The following is a 17,519-nucleotide window of genomic DNA, read 5'->3' on the forward strand; positions in this document are numbered from 1 at the left end:
AAAATAAAAGGAGGCTTTTCTATGAATAAAGTGAAGAAGGTGTTGATGACGATGTTTGGTTTGCTTATGTTTCCCTTATTATTTGCTTGTAGTAACACTCAATCCCAAGGTGTTGAAGCCATTAAGGCTAAAGGAAAATTGGTGGTGGCCCTAAATCCAGAGTTTGCTCCATTTGAATACCAGAAATTGGTCGATGGGAAAAATCAGATTGTAGGTTCAGATGTTGAGCTCGCCAAAGCCATCGCAAAGGAACTAGGTGTAGAAGTGGAGTTCTCTCCAATGAGTTTTGACAATGTACTGGCTAGTCTTGATTCAGGCAAGGCCGATCTTGCCATATCAGGTGTTTCTAAAACGGAGGAGAGAAGTCAAGTTTACGATTTTTCAATTCCCTACTACACTTCGAAAAATAAGGTTATCGTAAGAAAATCTGAATTAACGAATTACCAATCAGTGAAGGATTTGGCTCAGAAAAAGGTTGGAGCGCAGAAAGGTTCTATCCAGGAAACTCTGGCCAAAGAAACCTTGCAGAATGCTTCTCTCGTTTCACTTCCTAAAAATGGAAATTTGATAACAGATTTGAAATCAGGGCAACTAGATGCGGTTATCTTTGAGGAACCAGTGGCGAAAGGATTTGTAGAGAATAATTCAGACCTAGCCATCGCTGAGTTTGATTTTGACAATGACAAAGAAGATTCCTACGCTGTTGCGATGAAAAAAGACAGTAAAGAATTAAAAGAGGCGGTTGACAAAACTATCCAGAAGTTGAAGGATTCTGGGGAATTGGACAAATTGATTGACGATGCTTTTAAAGCCTCTATCGAAAAATAGAAAGAAGGAAGAGAAATGAGTAAGGAGAAAGTTATTTTAGCTTATTCAGGTGGATTGGATACATCAGTTGCTATTACATGGTTAAAAAAAGACTATGATGTAATCGCTGTTTGTATGGATGTGGGTGAAGGAAAAGATTTGGAGTTCATCCACGATAAAGCTCTCAAGGTTGGGGCTGTAGAGTCTTATGTCATTGATGTTAAGGAAGAATTTGCTAATGATTATGTATTAGTGGCTCTTCAGGCACATGCCTACTATGAACAAAAGTATCCCTTGGTATCTGCTCTGAGTCGCCCTCTTATTTCAAAAAAACTCGTTGGAATAGCTCATCAGACGGGAGCAACCACAATTGCTCATGGTTGTACAGGTAAGGGGAACGACCAAGTTCGGTTTGAAGTCTCTATTGCAGCTTTGGATCCCAATATAAAAGTAGTGGCGCCTGTTCGTGAGTGGAAATGGTCTCGTGAAGAAGAAATCCAATATGCCAAAGAAAACGGCGTTCCAGTTCCAGCTGACCTTGACAATCCTTACTCTGTCGATCAAAATCTTTGGGGGCGTGCAAATGAATGTGGTGTTTTGGAAAACCCTTGGAACCAAGCACCAGAAGAAGCATTTGGAATTACGTCTTCACCAGAAGAGGCGCCAGACAGTCCAGAATACATTGATATTGAGTTTAGTGAAGGTGTTCCAGTTTCCCTCAATGGAGAAGTGTTAAAATTGGCAGATTTGATTCAAAAACTCAATGAAATAGCTGGAAAACATGGGGTTGGACGTATTGACCACGTGGAAAATCGCCTAGTCGGTATTAAGTCAAGAGAGATTTATGAGTGCCCAGGTGCTGTGACTTTATTGGCAGCTCATAAGGAGATTGAGGACTTGACTCTTGTGAGAGAAGTGGCTCATTTCAAACCCATTATCGAAAATGAGTTGTCCAATCTCATCTATAATGCCTTGTGGTTTAGCCCAGCAACTCAGGCTTTGATTGCCTATATCAAGGAGACACAGAAAATTGTCAATGGAACTGCAAAAGTTAAACTCTATAAGGGGAATGCCCAGGTAGTGGCTCGGAAATCTCCAAATTCTCTTTACGATGAAAATTTGGCGACTTATACTAGTGCGGATACTTTTGACCAAGATGCGGCTGTTGGATTTATCAAGCTTTGGGGGCTTCCGACTAAGGTTTATTCAGAAGTTCAGAAAAATGTTGAGTAGTGACGCGATAGAAAGGGACGACAGGATATGCCGAAAAATACAAAATTATGGGGTGGTCGATTTGAAGGCACTGTGGAAGAGTGGGTAGAACAGTTCGGTGCGAGTATTTCCTTTGACCACCAGCTGGCAAAATTTGATTTGATGGGTTCCTTAGCTCATGTTCAAATGCTAGGACAGACTGGCATTTTAAGCTTGGAAGAGGCAGAGCAGATCCAAGATGGTCTGCAAGCTTTATTGCGAGATTTAGAGGCAGGAGAGCTTCATTTTGATATTGCAAATGAAGATATTCATATGAATATGGAAGTGTTGCTGACAGAGAAAATCGGTCCTCTGGCTGGGAAACTACACACAGCTCGTTCTCGGAATGACCAAGTCGCAACGGATATGCACTTATATCTAAAGGAGAAACTTGGCCATGTCTTGGATAAGTTGGCGAATCTGAACAGTGTTTTGCTGGATTTGGCTGAAAAACATGTGGAAACCATCATGCCAGGCTATACCCATTTACAGCACGCCCAACCGATTAGTTTTGCCCACCATCTCATGGCTTATTACAATATGTTTCAAAGGGACAGCGAGCGATTCGCATTTAACCTGAAACATACGGACCTATCTCCCCTGGGTGCGGCAGCCTTGGCGGGGACAACATTTCCAATCAATCGTCAATTATCGAGTGATTTACTGGGTTTCCAACAACCCTATACCAATTCCTTGGACGCAGTGAGTGACCGTGATTTTATCTTAGAATTTCTGTCAAATGCCAGCATGTTGATGATGCATATGAGTCGTTTTTGTGAGGAGGTCATCAATTGGTGCAGTTTTGAGTATCAGTATATTAGCTTGTCTGATAGCTTCTCAACGGGTTCATCTATCATGCCCCAGAAGAAAAATCCTGATATGGCCGAATTGATTCGAGGGAAGACAGGACGGGTTTACGGGCACTTGCTTGGACTATTGACCGTCATGAAGTCTTTGCCTCTGGCCTATAATAAGGATTTGCAAGAAGACAAGGAAGGCATGTTTGATACAGTAGACACGATTTTGAATTCTCTGGATGTGTTGGCAGGTATGCTATCGAGCATGCAGGTTAATAAGGCCAAAATGCAGCAATCTACAGAGAATGATTTTTCGAATGCGACCGAACTGGCAGATTATTTGGCTGAAAAAGGCCTCCCCTTTAGAGAAGCGCATGAAATTGTAGGAAAATTGGTTCTAGACTCTATCAAGCATAGTAAAAATATCCAAGATTGGGATTTGAAGGAGTTGCAAGTCTACCATCCCTTGATTGAAGAGGATATTTATATCTACTTGCGTCCAGAAACCGCTGTTCAGAGACGGAATTCCTTAGGAGGGACCGGCTTTGAGCAAGTGAAATACCAGATAGAACAAGCGAAGAAAGAACTTAAAGGGGAAAATTGATTCGTTTGCAAAGTAAGAAAGAGAGGTTGAGATGATTTATCAGTCTCTTTCTTGTCTTCTCCAACCAAGCGTGTTATAATGAATACTGCTCAAGCGACCTTCAATCGTTAAAGCACACACGACCTTCAATCGTGAATAAACGAATAGATGGGAGACTTACCATGAGTGATAACTCTAAAACACGTGTTGTCGTGGGGATGAGTGGTGGTGTTGATTCGTCGGTGACGGCTCTCTTGCTCAAGGAGCAGGGCTACGATGTGATCGGTATCTTCATGAAGAACTGGGATGACACAGATGAAAACGGCGTCTGTACGGCGACCGAAGATTACAAGGATGTGGCTGCGGTGGCAGACCAGATCGGCATTCCCTACTACTCTGTCAATTTTGAAAAAGAGTACTGGGATCGCGTTTTTGAGTATTTCCTAGCGGAATACCGTGCAGGGCGCACGCCAAATCCAGACGTTATGTGTAACAAGGAAATCAAGTTCAAGGCCTTTTTGGACTATGCTATGACCTTAGGCGCAGACTATGTAGCGACTGGGCACTATGCCCGAGTAGCGCGTGATGAGGATGGCATCGTTCACATGCTTCGTGGCGTGGACAATGGCAAGGACCAGACCTATTTCCTCAGTCAACTTTCGCAGGAACAACTCCAAAAAACCATGTTCCCACTGGGGCATTTGGAAAAGCCTGAAGTTCGCAGACTAGCAGAAGAAGCTGGACTTGCGACTGCCAAGAAGAAAGACTCGACAGGGATTTGCTTTATCGGAGAAAAGAACTTTAAAAACTTTCTCAGCAACTACCTGCCAGCTCAGCCTGGTCGCATGATGACTGTGGATGGACGCGATATGGGCGAGCATGCAGGACTTATGTATTATACGATTGGTCAGCGTGGCGGACTCGGTATCGGTGGGCAACACGGCGGTGACAATGCTCCTTGGTTCGTTGTTGGAAAAGACCTGAGCAAGAACATCCTCTATGTCGGACAAGGATTCTACCATGATTCGCTCATGTCAACCAGTCTAGAGGCCAGTCAAGTTCATTTTACTCGTGACATGCCAGAGGAATTTACACTAGAATGTACAGCTAAATTCCGCTACCGTCAGCCTGATTCAAAGGTGACTGTACATATCAAAGGAGACAAGGCAGAAGTCATCTTTGCGGAACCGCAACGCGCGATCACACCAGGACAGGCAGTTGTCTTTTACGATGGTGAAGAGTGTCTAGGTGGCGGTTTGATTGACAATGCCTACCGCGATGGACAAGTTTGTCAGTACATTTAGATTGACAAATTTTCTCAATTTGCTACAATAATAAAAGCAATAGAAATGATGGTCAAAGCTCATGGATGTTGCAGGCTTTTTTGTCCTGCACTTCTTTGGAGTTTTGACTGTTTTTGTGTCGTTTAAGGGAAAGGATAAAAATGACTCAACAAGACTTTCGGACAAAAGTGGGAAATACAGTCTTTGGTGTTCGGGCGACAGCCTTGATTCTTCAAAATCGCAAGCTCCTAGTTACCAAAGATAAGGGCAAGTATTACACTATCGGCGGTGCGATTCAAGTCAATGAAAGCACGGAAGACGCGGTAGGCCGTGAAGTGAGGGAAGAACTGGGTATCAAATCTCAAGCAGGGCAGCTAGCTTTCGTAGTTGAAAATCGTTTTGAACAAGACGGTGTTTCCTATCACAACATCGAGTTTCATTATCTGGTAGACTTGCTTGAGGATGCACCATTGACCATGCAGGAAGATGAGAAAAGGCAGCCCTGTGAGTGGATTGACTTGGATCAGCTCCAGAATATCCAGCTCGTTCCAGCTTTTTTAAAAACAGCCCTGCCGGATTGGGACGGCCAACTAAGACACATTCATCTTGAGGAATAGGAGAGAAAATGACTTATAATTTTACGGAAGAATACGATATTATTGTAATCGGTGCGGGGCACGCTGGGGTCGAGGCTTCCTTAGCTGCCAGCCGTATGGGCTGTAAGGTCTTGCTTGCGACCATCAACATTGAAATGCTGGCTTTCATGCCTTGTAACCCTTCTATCGGTGGCTCTGCCAAGGGGATTGTTGTGCGTGAAGTCGATGCCCTCGGTGGTGAAATGGCCAAGAATATTGACAAGACTTACATCCAGATGAAGATGCTCAACACAGGGAAAGGACCTGCTGTTCGCGCCCTTCGTGCGCAGGCTGACAAGGAGCTTTACTCTAAGGAAATGCGCAAGACAGTTGAGAATCAAGAAAATCTGACCCTTCGTCAAACCATGATTGATGAGATTTTGGTGGAAGATGGTAAGGTTGTTGGTGTGCGGACGGCGACCCATCAAGAGTATGCTGCTAAGGCTGTAATTGTGACAACGGGGACTGCCCTCCGTGGAGAAATCATCATCGGGGATCTCAAGTATTCGTCAGGTCCTAACCACAGCCTAGCTTCTATTAACCTTGCTGACAATCTCAAGGAACTGGGCCTCGAAATCGGTCGTTTCAAGACAGGAACCCCTCCACGTGTCAAGGCCTCTTCTATCAACTACGACGTGACAGAGATTCAGCCAGGAGATGAAGCGCCTAATCACTTCTCATACACGTCACGTGATGAAGACTATGTCAAGGATCAGGTGCCATGCTGGTTGACCTATACCAACGGTACCAGTCATGAAATTATCCAAAATAACCTCCACCGTGCGCCTATGTTTACAGGTGTGGTCAAGGGAGTGGGGCCTCGTTACTGTCCGTCGATTGAGGATAAGATTGTGCGCTTTGCAGACAAGGAACGCCATCAGCTCTTCCTTGAACCAGAAGGACGCAACACAGAGGAGGTCTATGTGCAAGGTCTTTCAACCAGTCTGCCTGAGGATGTCCAGCGTGAGTTGGTTCATTCTATCAAAGGGTTGGAAAATGCAGAGATGATGCGAACAGGTTATGCCATTGAGTACGACATGGTCTTACCTCACCAGTTGCGTGCGACTCTGGAAACCAAGAAAATCTCAGGTCTTTTCACTGCTGGTCAAACAAATGGAACGTCAGGTTACGAAGAAGCTGCTGGCCAAGGGATTATCGCTGGTATCAATGCGGCTCTGAAAATCCAAGGCAAGCCTGAGTTGATTTTGAAGCGCAGTGACGGTTATATCGGAGTGATGATTGATGACTTGGTGACCAAGGGAACGATTGAACCCTACCGTCTATTGACCAGTCGAGCTGAGTATCGTCTCATTCTCCGTCATGACAATGCCGATATGCGTTTGACTGAGATGGGACGCGAGATTGGTCTTGTGGATGATGAACGCTGGGCTCGTTTTGAAATCAAGAAAAATCAATTTGACAATGAGATGCTGCGTCTCGACAGTATCAAACTTAAGCCAGTCAAGGAAACCAATGCCAAGGTTGAGGAGATGGGCTTCAAGCCATTGACTGACGCAGTAACAGCCAAGGAATTCCTTCGTCGTCCAGAAGTTTCTTATCAAGATGTGGTGGCCTTCATCGGACCAGCTGCAGAGGATTTGGATGATAAGATTATCGAATTGATTGAAACAGAAATCAAGTACGAAGGTTATATTTCCAAAGCCATGGATCAGGTTGCCAAGATGAAGCGCATGGAAGAAAAACGCATTCCAGCCAATATTGATTGGGATGATATTGATTCTATCGCGACAGAAGCTCGTCAGAAGTTCAAACTCATCAATCCAGAAACCATCGGCCAAGCCAGCCGTATTTCGGGAGTAAATCCAGCAGATATTTCTATTTTGATGGTGTATCTGGAAGGTAAAAATCGTAGTATTTCTAAAACTCAAGAAAAGAAGGCATAGAGAAAAACAGCTCCGAAGGTGGGGCTGTTTTATAATTTATTCTTCATCTGGTGTGAGAATCATCGGGATGATAATCGGTTCACGTTCTGTATTTTCATAGAGGAAGGGGCGAATGGCGTTGACAATGGCGCCATTGACAGATTGGACGCTGGCGTCCTTGTTTTTCAGTGCGATACGAATAGCATTGAAGAGGATGCGCTGGCTTTGGCGAATCAAGTCGCCAGACTCTCTCATGTAGACAAAGCCTCGGCTGAGGATGTCTGGGCCAGACAGAATCATCTGCGATTTGAAGTCAACAGTTGCGACTGCTAGAACGACACCGTCTTCAGATAGATCACGACGGTCTTTGAGGACGGCTGCACCGATTTCGCCGATACGATTTCCATCGACATAGATGTCTTGGGCGTTGAAATGGCCTGCAATACGAGCAGAGTTAGCAGTAAGGGCAAGCACATCACCATTGCTCATGATAAAGATATTGTCCTTCTCGACACCCGTATCCACCGCTAGTCCAGCGTGGACTTTCTGCATACGATATTCACCGTGGACAGGCATGAAGTATTTCGGCTTAATCAAGCGGAGCATGAGTTTTTGCTCTTGCTGACCACCGTGTCCAGATGTATGGATATTGTTCACTTTACCGTGGATAACTTCGACACCAGCTTCAGAAATAGTGTTAATCAATTTGTTGACGCTAGTGGTATTTCCAGGGATTGGGCTAGAAGAGAAGATAACAGTATCGCCGGGTTGGAGTTGCACCTGACGGTGGGTTCCATTGGCGATACGAGAGAGGGCTGCCATCGGCTCACCCTGACTACCTGTACAGAGGATGAGAATCTCGCCTGCAGGGTAGTCTTTGATTTCATTTGGCTCGATAAAGGTTCCCTTAGGAGCTTTGATGTAGCCAAGCTCGATCCCGTTGACAATGGCCTTTTCCATAGAACGACCAAAGACTGCAATCTTGCGTCCAGTCTTAACAGCAGCATCTGTTGCTTGCTGGAGACGGAAGATATTTGAGGCAAAGGATGCAAAGATGATACGTCCTTCGATGCCTTGGATAATCTTCATGATGGACTGGCCAACGACTTTTTCAGAGTTGGTAAAGGTTGGCACTTCTGCATTTGTCGAGTCAGAGAGGAGACAGAGCACGCCTTCTTCCCCAAGGGCTGCCATACGGTGCAAGTCCGCAGGTTCTCCAACTGGCGTGAAGTCGAACTTGAAGTCACCCGTACAGACGATTTTTCCTTGAGGGGTATGAATGACAATCCCTAAAGGCTCTGGAATGGAGTGAGTGGTTCTAAAGAAAGTTGCCTTGAGATTTTTAAAGGTTAACTCAGTGTTGTGGTTGATTTCGTAAAGTTTGGCGTTGCGCAAGAGACCGTGTTCTTCGAGTTTTCCACGGATCAAAGCCAGGGCAAGCGGTCCAGCGTAGATAGGGACATTTGCTTGCTTGAGAAGGAAAGGAATCCCACCAATGTGGTCCTCGTGTCCGTGTGTGATCAAAACAGCCTTGACGCGGTCAATATTGTCTACGATGTAAGAATAATCAGGAATGACATAGTCGATACCAAGCAAGTCATCTTCTGGAAATTTAATCCCAGCATCGACGATGATAATCTCGTCTTGGTATTCAATTCCGTATGTGTTTTTCCCGATTTCTCCCAGACCACCGATGGCAAAAACGCCGACTTCTTCAGGTTTAAGAGTATAGGCCATATTAGAACTCCGTGATTTCGAAGACGCCAGTTTCTTTTTCGTAATCTAGCAATTTGTCAGACAAGAGTTCGATATACTCGATGTTGTACTCTGGGCGGTTTTCTTCGACAAGTTGGCGAGCAGCGATACGGCCCTCAAGTTCTGAGCTGGCATCGATGTCTAGGTAAAGTGAGCGTGTTGTTTCACGACGTGGGCTACGTTCTTTTGTTTCTTGATAAAAAACTTTGTAAATCATATAGTTCCTTTCTATTTACAGGTCAGCTTATTCCAAACTTTTAGCAGAGATTTGCTTAATTTCATTCCATTTTGTGTCTAGATTGACCTTGATTCGTTACAATTATTTCAATTATACCACAAAATGAAAAATTAGTAAAAGACGGAAAATGAGAAAGTCGGGAGGGGAAGAGGGAGCAAAAAGATAGATAGAATTTGGTTGGAGAGCGCTTAGGTGTTATAATGGAAAGAGAAAGGGAGTTTATGGATGGGAATATTCCCTATAGCTTTTAAAACAAGGAGGATTAAGAATGTTTAGTTTGTTTGAATTTGCAGTAGGGGTTCGCCTCTTGGTGTTTATAGTCTTTGTAGCCTGTGTCTATGGGGGGAATGCCTTGTTTGTGCATCTGGAACACCGCAAAACAAAATTCCTTTGGAAGCTTGCTTTTGTGACTCTCTATTCAATTTTTCTCCTCCTTGTAACCTATGTTGTCTGGCTTGTTTTCTACTTTGGTTTAAATGCCTAAAGTCAACTTTTTATCTAGATATACAGAAAGTCCACCTCGTCTTTAGATGGGATGGACTTTTTCTATTTTTAGGTGCTATCTTTATTGTTATGATGATGTTCTTTCGTATCGAAAATCAAGTTAAAGCATATATGACTTATCTAAACTTCCTATGAAGAACCTTTCAATTTCCTTGTTCACTTTTCTATTCAAAAAAGCTACAATTTTTTTGAATTTTTTGTGTAGAATTGCTTCTCTAAGTGTCAGGTCTCTTTTGTTTCAAAACAAAGAAAATTCCCATGCGTCAGCTTTTGTAGTATAATAGTAAACAGACAAAAAGATAGGAATGTGTTATGAAAGTATTAGCTTTTGATACGTCTAGCAAGACTCTGTCTCTCGCTATTTTAGAGGATAAGCAGGTTCTTGCCGAGACTATAATCAATATCAAGAAAAATCACAGTATTACCCTCATGCCTGTCATCGATTTTTTGATGGCAAGTTTGGATTGGACACCCAAGAACTTGGATCGCATCGTGGTGGCAGAGGGACCAGGTAGCTACACAGGTTTGCGAATTGCAGTAGCAACTGCCAAGACCTTGGCTCACACCCTGAACATTGAGTTGGTTGGTATGTCTAGCCTATTGGCTCTGGTGCCACGCCAACAAGAAGGCTTACTTGTTCCCCTGATGGATGCGCGTCGCAACAATGTTTATGCGGGATTTTATGAAAATGCTCAGCCTGTCTTGCCAGAAGCGCACCTGTCCTTTGCGGAAGTGCTAGAAAAAGTCACGGATACTGAGCAGGTGACCTTTGTCGGAGAAGTTGGCCCTTTTGTGGAGCAGATCCAAGAACAGCTACCACAAGCTAGCTACCAAGAAACCTTGCCAAATGCAGCCAATCTTGCTCTTTGGGCATGGGACAAGGAAGCAGACTCCTTGCACGACTTTGTGCCAAATTACCTCAAACGTGTTGAGGCTGAGGAAAACTGGCTCAAGAATCACACCGAGTCTGGCGAGTCCTACATTAAACGCCTATGATAGAAATCAAACGAATCCAACAGCAAGCTGACTTGGCTCAAGCTATCTATGCTGTTATGGTAGATGTTTACCCAGTCAGTCCTTGGACGCTGGAACAAATCCAAGCAGACCTATCCCAAGATCAGACTTGGTATGCTCTGGCTTATGATGGGGTAGAAGTGATTGGATTTCTAGCCGTTCAGGAGAATCTTTTTGAAGCAGAAGTCCTACAAATCGCTGTCAAAAAAGTCTATCAGGGTCAGGAAATTGCGTCAGCCTTGTTTGCTCAATTGCCGACAGATAAGGAGATTTTCCTTGAAGTCAGAAAGTCAAACCAACGAGCGCAAGCATTTTACAAGAAAGAAAAGATGGCGGTCATCGCTGAGCGAAAGGTCTACTACCACGATCCAGTTGAGGACGCCATTATCATGAAGAGAGAAATAGATGAAGGATAGATATATTTTAGCATTTGAGACATCCTGTGATGAAACCAGTGTCGCTGTCTTAAAAAACGACGACCAGCTCTTGTCCAATGTCATTGCGAGTCAAATTGAGAGCCACAAACGTTTTGGAGGCGTAGTGCCAGAAGTAGCTAGCCGTCACCATGTCGAGGTCATTACAGCCTGCATCGAGGAGGCTCTAGCAGAAGCAGGAATTACAGAAGAAGATGTGACAGCCGTTGCCGTTACTTATGGACCTGGATTGGTTGGAGCGCTGTTAGTTGGTTTGTCAGCTGCCAAGGCCTTTGCTTGGGCGCATGGCCTGCCGCTTATCCCTGTGAATCACATGGCTGGCCACCTCATGGCAGCTCAGAGCGTGGAGCCTTTGGAATTTCCCTTGCTAGCCCTCTTGGTCAGCGGTGGGCACACGGAGTTGGTCTATGTTTCTGAGGCTGGGGACTATAAGATTGTTGGAGAAACGCGGGATGATGCCGTTGGCGAGGCCTATGATAAGGTTGGCCGCGTCATGGGCTTGACCTATCCAGCAGGTCGTGAGATTGACGATCTGGCCCATCAGGGGCAGGATGTTTATGACTTCCCACGTGCTATGATTAAAGAAGACAATCTGGAGTTTTCATTTTCAGGTTTGAAGTCTGCCTTTATCAATCTTCATCACAATGCCGAGCAAAAGGGAGAAAGCTTGTCCAAGGAAGACCTGTCAGCTTCTTTCCAAGCGGCAGTCATGGATATTCTTATGGCAAAAACCAAGAAGGCTTTGGAGAAATATCCTGTTAAAACTCTAGTTGTGGCAGGTGGCGTGGCAGCTAATAAAGGCCTCAGAGAACGCCTAGCAGCTGAAATCACTGACGTCAAGGTTATCATTCCACCTCTGCGTCTTTGCGGAGACAATGCAGGTATGATTGCCTATGCCAGCGTTAGCGAGTGGAACAAAGAAAACTTTGCAGACTTGGACCTCAACGCCAAACCAAGCCTCGCCTTTGATACTATGGAATAAAGAGTCAGCTTTGAGCTGGCTTTTTTGCTAAAATATTTTATAATATGTAAAAAAAGTAAAAGATTTTACGAATAAAATAGTAAAGGGGAGTTTGGTCATGATTGAAAAACAGGAATTGGGAGAATTTTACAAGGAACTGCGTCTGGCGCGAAAACTCAAGCAGTCAGATATTGCTTGTGATGGACTGACAGCATCCCAGCTATCCAAGTTTGAACTGGGACAGTCTATGCTGTCTGCGGATAAGCTGATCCTAGCTATCCAAGGGATAAATGTGACCTTCGATGAATTTGGACACAAGCTCAACAACTATCAAGAATCCCCACACATGCGATTTGGACGAAAAGTTGTAGATCGTTTTGCCCATCAAGATATAGCTGGCTTAGAGCAACTATTAGAGGAAGTTGAGCAGGAACAGATGGCACAGACTTATCGTCGTTTAAATGCTATTGTGATTAAAAATGCTATCCATTCCTTGGATAAAAGCTATCTACTCGAAGAGGAGGATCGTGAGTTTTTGACCACCTACCTTTATGCTATCGAGTCTTGGACCTGGTTTGAACTCTATATATTTTGTAACACCATGCCCTTCTTGAGTAATCAGGACCTAATCTTTTTATCAACCTCTTTACTTGAAAAATCAAAGGAATTTAAAGAATTGGCACACAATAGACTGTATATGAAACAAGGGCTGTTAAATATTATCTCAGAGCTCATGGAACGCAAACTTTTTTCCTATATCCCAATCTTTGAAGCCGAGTTGGAGAGCATGCTCCGACCATACGATGTTTTTGAGAAATTATTGTGGCAGTTTTTAAAGAAGATGAGCATTTTCCTTCAAACTAAGAGGAGCAATCAAAAAGAGATTGAACACTTTATCCAATCTCTGCAAATATTAGAAAATCCACAATTAACAGCCCTTTTTGAACTACGCTTACAGCAATATAAAGAACTTATCGATTAGCTAAAGATGGGAAATGATAATAATATCAGCAACGATTGTCAATAATGCTATGATTTGTTTCTTCATTTCATGTCCTCCTACATAATGGTAACTATATTATATCAGTGAAATAATCAAATCAATCAAAATCGCAAATGTGAAATTTCCATGAGAAAAAATATCAAATATGCGATTTTCTAAAATAAGCCAATTTTCGTGTTATACTGTCCTTGTAAGACATTTGAAGCAAATCCTAGGTCGCAGAAGTGGTTTACAAATAACATAATTGAAGGAGTGTAAATGATGTTGAATTTACAATTTGCAGAAACAATGGAACTAACAGAAGTGGAGTTAGAGGCAGTTTACGGAGGAAACCTTGTGGTTAACCCAGGCAATGGTGGTGGAATTGCTTTACCGATTTGGGGAGGCGGAGGTATTGGACCAAGCCCTTACGGAGCTTTTGATTGGATGAAAGGACTCTGGGCAGGTTTGGCTGAAAGAAGACGTAAATAAAACTTAAAAGGATCAACTATGAAAGGGAAAGAAACGAAATTTTATCTAGGGACCATTTTGGTGCTTGTGTCCTATTACTTGATTTTTAATTTAGTAGTGAGATTAGAGTTTATGGATCAATTATCAGATTTTGGATTTTATGGGATTCAAATTTTATTGATAGTAATTGAAGGAATTGCTGCTACTGTGGTTCTTGTTAAGAGTCAACGTTGGAAAGAGTACGGTCGATTCCAGTTTCGTTGGTCCTATCTGGGTATCTTCTTTCTTTCCTTTATATTGATGTTTTTGTGGGTAAATATAACGACTCGGATCTTTCCCAGCACGCAAAATGGGAGTGCTATAAAAGAAACCGTAGCCAATTTGACGGGAATTAGTTATTTTGTGACACGTATTTTCTACGGCAGTCTTATTGCTCCGATAGTTGAGGAGTTAGTTTTCCGTGGACTTCTGATGACAGCCTTATCTAAATTTAAAAAGCGCTATGTTGATATAATTGTTTCCTCAACTCTATTCAGTCTTATCCATGTTTTGCAATATGGATGGGTGATAACAGACTTCATCATTTATGCAGGAGCAGGTCTGCTACTCTGCATGCTCTTTCGTTATACACGTTCAATTTATTGGTCAATGGCACTCCACATCTTGTGGAATACCTTTTTAATTATCGTGAGCTTATTGGTGTTTGGATATTAGAAAGATGAAATATGAAAAAGATAATCTCACGCTACTACCTTTTTATAGCTTTTCTACTAGTTATTGCTGACCAGAAGTTCAGTGGTCTAGTTTTACGCAGCGACCTTGTTACTGGTCTATCTGACTTTGCCTATTATCTGTCGGATATGATGTTGAATTTTCTTGTGGTTTTATTTGCTCTTATTGCTATGATTTGGTCGGGGAAATGGCAGAAAATTTAGAGGTTCCTATCTTTTTTATTCCTTTCTAGCTCTTCTTGCTTTTGTTATTTGGAATTTCGTCACCTTTTTTCTTTTCCCACCCACAAAAAATGAAATTGCTTATCAACTGGATGTTCCTACTTTTACAGGAGCTACGGCATTTTTGATGTATTTTTTCTATCCTGTGATTGCAGGTCTCATTTTTGAAGAGATGATTTATCGTGGATTGGTGATGACAGCTCTGGAAAAAGGAAAGAAATGGGGTCTGGATGTGCTTGGTTCGGCTGCTTTGTTTGGAATCTTGCACATTAGTAATCATGGTTGGGTTTTGACAGACTTTTTCTCATATATAGGTGGTGGTCTCATATTTGCAGTCTTGTTTAGAATGACAAAGTCCATTTATTGGCCTATTGGACTGCATATAGTTTACAATGGCATTGGTCAAATTTTACCGTTGCTGTAATTTTGGGTGCTCAATAATATCGGTCTATCCTTGGGGAAAAGTTCCCATTTGAATTCAAAAAGGAGTTGCGATGAAAGTATTTATTCAAAATAGAGATTTTAGGCAATTAACCATCAACCAGTGGATTTCAACGGTTGGGGATACGATTTTTTATCTTGCTTTTTTGAATTATGTGGCAGATGCTTCGTTTGCTCCCTTGGCGATTTTACTCATCACGATTTCAGAGACTGTTCCTCAAGTCCTGCAAATCTTTATGGGAGTTTTGGCTGACTTTCAACACCATCGTGTTCTAAAGTATACGGTTATTAGTCTTGTCAAATTTGTACTCTATGCTATAGTGGCACTTTCGCTTTCAGGGCGGTCCTTTTCCTTATGGCTTGTATTCTTTATTTGTTTAATGAATCTCTTGTCGGATACATTGAGTTACTTTTCAGGAGCCATGCTAACTCCTATTTTTATAAGAATCATTGGGAAAGAACATCTGACAGAAGCTATTGGCTTTAAACAATCAACAGTTAGTTTAGTTCGGACAATCAGTAATATTCTAGGAGGGGTTTTACTAGGAATTCTTTCCATTCAGTTCATTTCCTTGCTAAACGCTCTGACGTTTCTGATAGCATTTGTAGGTATTCTCTTCATAAAAAATGATCTTTTGAAAGTTGAAAAAACAATTAACTATCAAGAAGGTCTTTCTATAAAATCGTTTTGCCAGCATTTGTTCCAATCATCAAAATTGATCTGGAATTTGGATAGAGTGATCTTCATTTTATTTATCGTCTCTATCAGCCAAGCTGTGATCAATGTCACTGTTCCTATTTCGACTCTTTTTTTAAGAAACCAACCGTTTTTGGATTTACAAACTGGTCAATCACTCGCTTTGTTATCAACACTAGAATTGTCAGCACTTATTGTCGGAAGTCTTGTAAGTGGCTATTTGAAAAATACGATTTCTATAAAAACAGCTCTATACGCTTCGGTCGTTATCCAGTTACTTCTTCTAGTAGGATTTGCCACAGTTCATTTTGGCTTGATTCTGCTTTTCAGCTCCTTGGATGCCTTCGTCGCAGGGATACTCTCTCCTAGATTGCAAGAACTCGTCTTTAAACAAATACCTGAGGAGTCAATGGGAGCGGTTCAATCCTCTATTGGTGCTATTACGGTTGTTTTACCAAGTCTATTCACAATTGTTTTCGTAACGATTGCTACAAGTTTTGGGACCCTAGCGGTCAGCTTTATTCTATTGCTATTACTCCTAACCGCATTTGTCATGCTCTTGAATATTCGTGAGAGTATTTAGCGGAGAATTTGCATAATATGTGTTTGAGACTGGATTGCCAGTCTTTTTATGACGGTCAAAATCAGCAAACTTTTTTCTCTTCTTTGAATATGTTATAATAGTCCGTGCTGTGACTGTGACCTTGAACAGTCTCAAACGAAGAAAATAAGAGGAAAAGATGAAAGAAAAAAGATTTTGGGAAGGTGTTCAGGCTGCCATGCCGACTGCCCTTGGCTATGTTAGTATTGGCCTGGCTTGTGGTATTATCGGTGCGCCCTATGTGACACCTGTTGAGATGGGTTTGATGAGCCTCTTTGTTTATGCTGGGAGCGCCCAGTTTGCCATGTTGGCACTGATTGCGGTACAAGCACCTGTCGCAGCTATTGCTGTGACGGTCTTTTTGATCAACTTGCGCCTCTTTTTGCTGAGCTTGCATGCGTCGACCTATTTCCGTCATACTAGTCTCTGGCAAAATATCGGCATGTCCAGTCTCCTGACAGATGAGACCTATGGGGTTTTGATGGGAGAATTAGCCCATACAGATAAAGTCCATCCCATGTGGATGCACGGGAACAATCTCAATAGTTATGTAGCCTGGTTTGTTGGGACAGTTGCGGGGACAGCTTTAGGTGGCCTTCTTCCAAATCCTGAAGTCTTTGGCTTGGACTTTGCCCTTGTTGGGATGTTTATCGGGATTTTTACCTCGCAATTTCAGATTATGCAAAGACGGGTTCCTGTACGGAATCTGCTGCGGATCCTAGCCGTTGTTGCGCTGTCCTTCTTTTTGCTCTTGACAGTGGTGTCTCAGTCGCTAGCTGTTTTGTTTGCGACCTTGCTAGGTTGTACCATGGGGGTGGTCTTAGATGGTCAGTAAATATCTTTTGTTAGCCGTTATCTTTTCAGGCCTAGTGACTTGGGTTCCCCGTATGATTCCTTTCATCTTGGTCAAGTACAAGGGTTTGCCAGCTATCGTTGAGCGTTTTTTGAAGTTCTTGCCTGTTTCCATTATCTTTGCCTTGATTCTTTCAAGCGTAGTGACTGGCAAGGTTGGGAGCCTTCCTCAGATCAAATGGCTGGACTTTTTAGCAGTCTTTCCAACGGCTTGGATAGCCTTTCGCTACCGCAATCTAGTGGGGACAGTTCTTTTTGGGGTGGTCTTGATTGCAGTCTTGCGTCTGGTCTTTTAGTCAGCCATAAGAAAAACCTATCACCGAGATAGAAATCATATAATGGCGAAAAAAAATATTTTCTGTTAAGATAGTAAAGTA

General features: G+C 42.8%; 18 protein-coding genes and 1 pseudogene. 17 read left to right on the top strand and 2 right to left on the bottom strand.

The annotated features are described in order from the left end of the window. Positions 1–21: 21 nt before the first annotated feature. From HMPREF1125_RS06615 to mnmG, 6 genes are all read left to right on the top strand, one after another. Positions 22–828 carry an ABC transporter substrate-binding protein gene (locus HMPREF1125_RS06615; protein WP_001045253.1) on the top strand — a complete coding sequence of 269 codons (807 nt, stop codon included), beginning with the start codon at positions 22–24 and terminating at the stop codon, positions 826–828. A gap of 15 nt (positions 829–843) precedes the next feature. Next, a complete protein-coding gene (locus HMPREF1125_RS06620; RefSeq protein ID WP_000031913.1) occupies positions 844–2,040 on the top strand; it encodes an argininosuccinate synthase in 1,197 nt (398 codons plus the stop codon). Between the two features lie 27 nt (positions 2,041–2,067). After that, positions 2,068–3,459 carry an argininosuccinate lyase gene (gene argH, locus HMPREF1125_RS06625; protein ID WP_001125695.1) on the top strand — a complete coding sequence of 464 codons (1,392 nt, stop codon included), beginning with the start codon at positions 2,068–2,070 and terminating at the stop codon, positions 3,457–3,459. Positions 3,460–3,620: 161 nt separating this feature from the next. Beyond that, positions 3,621–4,742, top strand: a complete 1,122-nt coding sequence (gene mnmA / locus HMPREF1125_RS06630; RefSeq protein WP_001282943.1) for a tRNA 2-thiouridine(34) synthase MnmA — start codon at positions 3,621–3,623, stop codon at positions 4,740–4,742. A 140-nt stretch (positions 4,743–4,882) separates the two neighbouring features. Beyond that, on the top strand, positions 4,883–5,338 hold the full coding sequence (locus HMPREF1125_RS06635) for an NUDIX hydrolase (RefSeq protein ID WP_000193651.1): 456 nt from the start codon (positions 4,883–4,885) through the stop codon (positions 5,336–5,338). Between the two features lie 8 nt (positions 5,339–5,346). Then, positions 5,347–7,260 carry a tRNA uridine-5-carboxymethylaminomethyl(34) synthesis enzyme MnmG gene (mnmG, locus tag HMPREF1125_RS06640; protein WP_000221894.1) on the top strand — a complete coding sequence of 638 codons (1,914 nt, stop codon included), beginning with the start codon at positions 5,347–5,349 and terminating at the stop codon, positions 7,258–7,260. A gap of 36 nt (positions 7,261–7,296) precedes the next feature. Here mnmG and rnjA read toward each other — a convergent pair whose 3' ends face one another. Together rnjA and HMPREF1125_RS06650 are read right to left on the bottom strand one after the other, a co-directional pair. Next, a complete protein-coding gene (rnjA, locus tag HMPREF1125_RS06645) occupies positions 7,297–8,976 on the bottom strand; it encodes a ribonuclease J1 (protein ID WP_000331964.1) in 1,680 nt (559 codons plus the stop codon). A gap of 1 nt (position 8,977) precedes the next feature. Further along, positions 8,978–9,211 (bottom strand): DNA-dependent RNA polymerase subunit epsilon, encoded by a 234-nt coding sequence (locus HMPREF1125_RS06650; protein ID WP_000639588.1) that lies wholly within the window; start codon positions 9,209–9,211, stop codon positions 8,978–8,980. 289 nt (positions 9,212–9,500) lie between these two features. On the opposite strand from HMPREF1125_RS06650, the gene HMPREF1125_RS06655 reads away from it, so the two are divergent. From HMPREF1125_RS06655 to HMPREF1125_RS06705, 11 genes and pseudogenes are all read left to right on the top strand, one after another. Continuing rightward, on the top strand, positions 9,501–9,716 hold the full coding sequence (locus HMPREF1125_RS06655) for a hypothetical protein (protein WP_000492030.1): 216 nt from the start codon (positions 9,501–9,503) through the stop codon (positions 9,714–9,716). 332 nt (positions 9,717–10,048) lie between these two features. After that, entirely contained in the window at positions 10,049–10,732 is a 684-nt protein-coding gene (gene tsaB / locus HMPREF1125_RS06660) for a tRNA (adenosine(37)-N6)-threonylcarbamoyltransferase complex dimerization subunit type 1 TsaB (protein ID WP_000865736.1), read from the top strand. After that, the gene (gene rimI / locus HMPREF1125_RS06665) at positions 10,729–11,166 is read left to right on the top strand and encodes a ribosomal protein S18-alanine N-acetyltransferase (protein WP_000569815.1); all 438 of its coding nucleotides are present in this window, start codon (positions 10,729–10,731) and stop codon (positions 11,164–11,166) included. The genes tsaB and rimI overlap by 4 nt, the downstream gene beginning before the upstream one ends. Further along, positions 11,156–12,166 carry a tRNA (adenosine(37)-N6)-threonylcarbamoyltransferase complex transferase subunit TsaD gene (gene tsaD / locus HMPREF1125_RS06670; RefSeq protein ID WP_000655076.1) on the top strand — a complete coding sequence of 337 codons (1,011 nt, stop codon included), beginning with the start codon at positions 11,156–11,158 and terminating at the stop codon, positions 12,164–12,166. Before rimI ends, tsaD begins: the two co-directional genes overlap by 11 nt. A 97-nt stretch (positions 12,167–12,263) precedes the next feature. Next, the gene (locus HMPREF1125_RS06675; protein ID WP_000570756.1) at positions 12,264–13,127 is read left to right on the top strand and encodes an XRE/MutR family transcriptional regulator; all 864 of its coding nucleotides are present in this window, start codon (positions 12,264–12,266) and stop codon (positions 13,125–13,127) included. A gap of 282 nt (positions 13,128–13,409) precedes the next feature. After that, on the top strand, positions 13,410–13,619 hold the full coding sequence (locus tag HMPREF1125_RS06680; RefSeq protein ID WP_000933482.1) for a hypothetical protein: 210 nt from the start codon (positions 13,410–13,412) through the stop codon (positions 13,617–13,619). A gap of 18 nt (positions 13,620–13,637) precedes the next feature. Then, complete coding sequence (locus HMPREF1125_RS06685; protein WP_000676512.1) at positions 13,638–14,312, top strand: CPBP family intramembrane glutamic endopeptidase; 675 nt, start codon at positions 13,638–13,640, stop codon at positions 14,310–14,312. Positions 14,313–14,323: 11 nt separating this feature from the next. Further along, a pseudogene (locus HMPREF1125_RS06690) lies at positions 14,324–14,975 on the top strand (CPBP family intramembrane glutamic endopeptidase). 70 nt (positions 14,976–15,045) lie between these two features. Then, positions 15,046–16,272 (top strand): MFS transporter, encoded by a 1,227-nt coding sequence (locus tag HMPREF1125_RS06695; protein WP_000862375.1) that lies wholly within the window; start codon positions 15,046–15,048, stop codon positions 16,270–16,272. A 157-nt stretch (positions 16,273–16,429) separates the two neighbouring features. After that, positions 16,430–17,125: an AzlC family ABC transporter permease gene (locus tag HMPREF1125_RS06700; RefSeq protein WP_000660694.1), complete on the top strand. Its 696-nt coding sequence runs from the start codon at positions 16,430–16,432 to the stop codon at positions 17,123–17,125. After that, positions 17,115–17,438, top strand: coding sequence for an AzlD domain-containing protein (locus tag HMPREF1125_RS06705; protein WP_000253944.1), 324 nt, complete (start codon positions 17,115–17,117; stop codon positions 17,436–17,438). The genes HMPREF1125_RS06700 and HMPREF1125_RS06705 overlap by 11 nt, the downstream gene beginning before the upstream one ends. Positions 17,439–17,519: the final 81 nt, after the last annotated feature.

It is taken from the genome of Streptococcus oralis SK304 (genome assembly GCF_000287715.1).
Classification (GTDB): Bacteria; Bacillota; Bacilli; order Lactobacillales; family Streptococcaceae; genus Streptococcus; species Streptococcus oralis_Y.

What these genes read in the sequence shown, in the direction of transcription:
- HMPREF1125_RS06615 (WP_001045253.1), top strand. Translation starts at nt 22, where the DNA reads ATGAATAAAGTGAAGAAGGTGTTGATGACGATGTTTGGTTTGCTTATG.
- HMPREF1125_RS06620 (WP_000031913.1), top strand. Translation starts at nt 844, where the DNA reads ATGAGTAAGGAGAAAGTTATTTTAGCTTATTCAGGTGGATTGGATACA.
- argH (WP_001125695.1), top strand. Translation starts at nt 2,068, where the DNA reads ATGCCGAAAAATACAAAATTATGGGGTGGTCGATTTGAAGGCACTGTG.
- mnmA (WP_001282943.1), top strand. Translation starts at nt 3,621, where the DNA reads ATGAGTGATAACTCTAAAACACGTGTTGTCGTGGGGATGAGTGGTGGT.
- HMPREF1125_RS06635 (WP_000193651.1), top strand. Translation starts at nt 4,883, where the DNA reads ATGACTCAACAAGACTTTCGGACAAAAGTGGGAAATACAGTCTTTGGT.
- mnmG (WP_000221894.1), top strand. Translation starts at nt 5,347, where the DNA reads ATGACTTATAATTTTACGGAAGAATACGATATTATTGTAATCGGTGCG.
- rnjA (WP_000331964.1), bottom strand. Translation starts at nt 8,976, where the DNA reads ATGGCCTATACTCTTAAACCTGAAGAAGTCGGCGTTTTTGCCATCGGT.
- HMPREF1125_RS06650 (WP_000639588.1), bottom strand. Translation starts at nt 9,211, where the DNA reads ATGATTTACAAAGTTTTTTATCAAGAAACAAAAGAACGTAGCCCACGT.
- HMPREF1125_RS06655 (WP_000492030.1), top strand. Translation starts at nt 9,501, where the DNA reads ATGTTTAGTTTGTTTGAATTTGCAGTAGGGGTTCGCCTCTTGGTGTTT.
- tsaB (WP_000865736.1), top strand. Translation starts at nt 10,049, where the DNA reads ATGAAAGTATTAGCTTTTGATACGTCTAGCAAGACTCTGTCTCTCGCT.
- rimI (WP_000569815.1), top strand. Translation starts at nt 10,729, where the DNA reads ATGATAGAAATCAAACGAATCCAACAGCAAGCTGACTTGGCTCAAGCT.
- tsaD (WP_000655076.1), top strand. Translation starts at nt 11,156, where the DNA reads ATGAAGGATAGATATATTTTAGCATTTGAGACATCCTGTGATGAAACC.
- HMPREF1125_RS06675 (WP_000570756.1), top strand. Translation starts at nt 12,264, where the DNA reads ATGATTGAAAAACAGGAATTGGGAGAATTTTACAAGGAACTGCGTCTG.
- HMPREF1125_RS06680 (WP_000933482.1), top strand. Translation starts at nt 13,410, where the DNA reads ATGTTGAATTTACAATTTGCAGAAACAATGGAACTAACAGAAGTGGAG.
- HMPREF1125_RS06685 (WP_000676512.1), top strand. Translation starts at nt 13,638, where the DNA reads ATGAAAGGGAAAGAAACGAAATTTTATCTAGGGACCATTTTGGTGCTT.
- HMPREF1125_RS06695 (WP_000862375.1), top strand. Translation starts at nt 15,046, where the DNA reads ATGAAAGTATTTATTCAAAATAGAGATTTTAGGCAATTAACCATCAAC.
- HMPREF1125_RS06700 (WP_000660694.1), top strand. Translation starts at nt 16,430, where the DNA reads ATGAAAGAAAAAAGATTTTGGGAAGGTGTTCAGGCTGCCATGCCGACT.
- HMPREF1125_RS06705 (WP_000253944.1), top strand. Translation starts at nt 17,115, where the DNA reads ATGGTCAGTAAATATCTTTTGTTAGCCGTTATCTTTTCAGGCCTAGTG.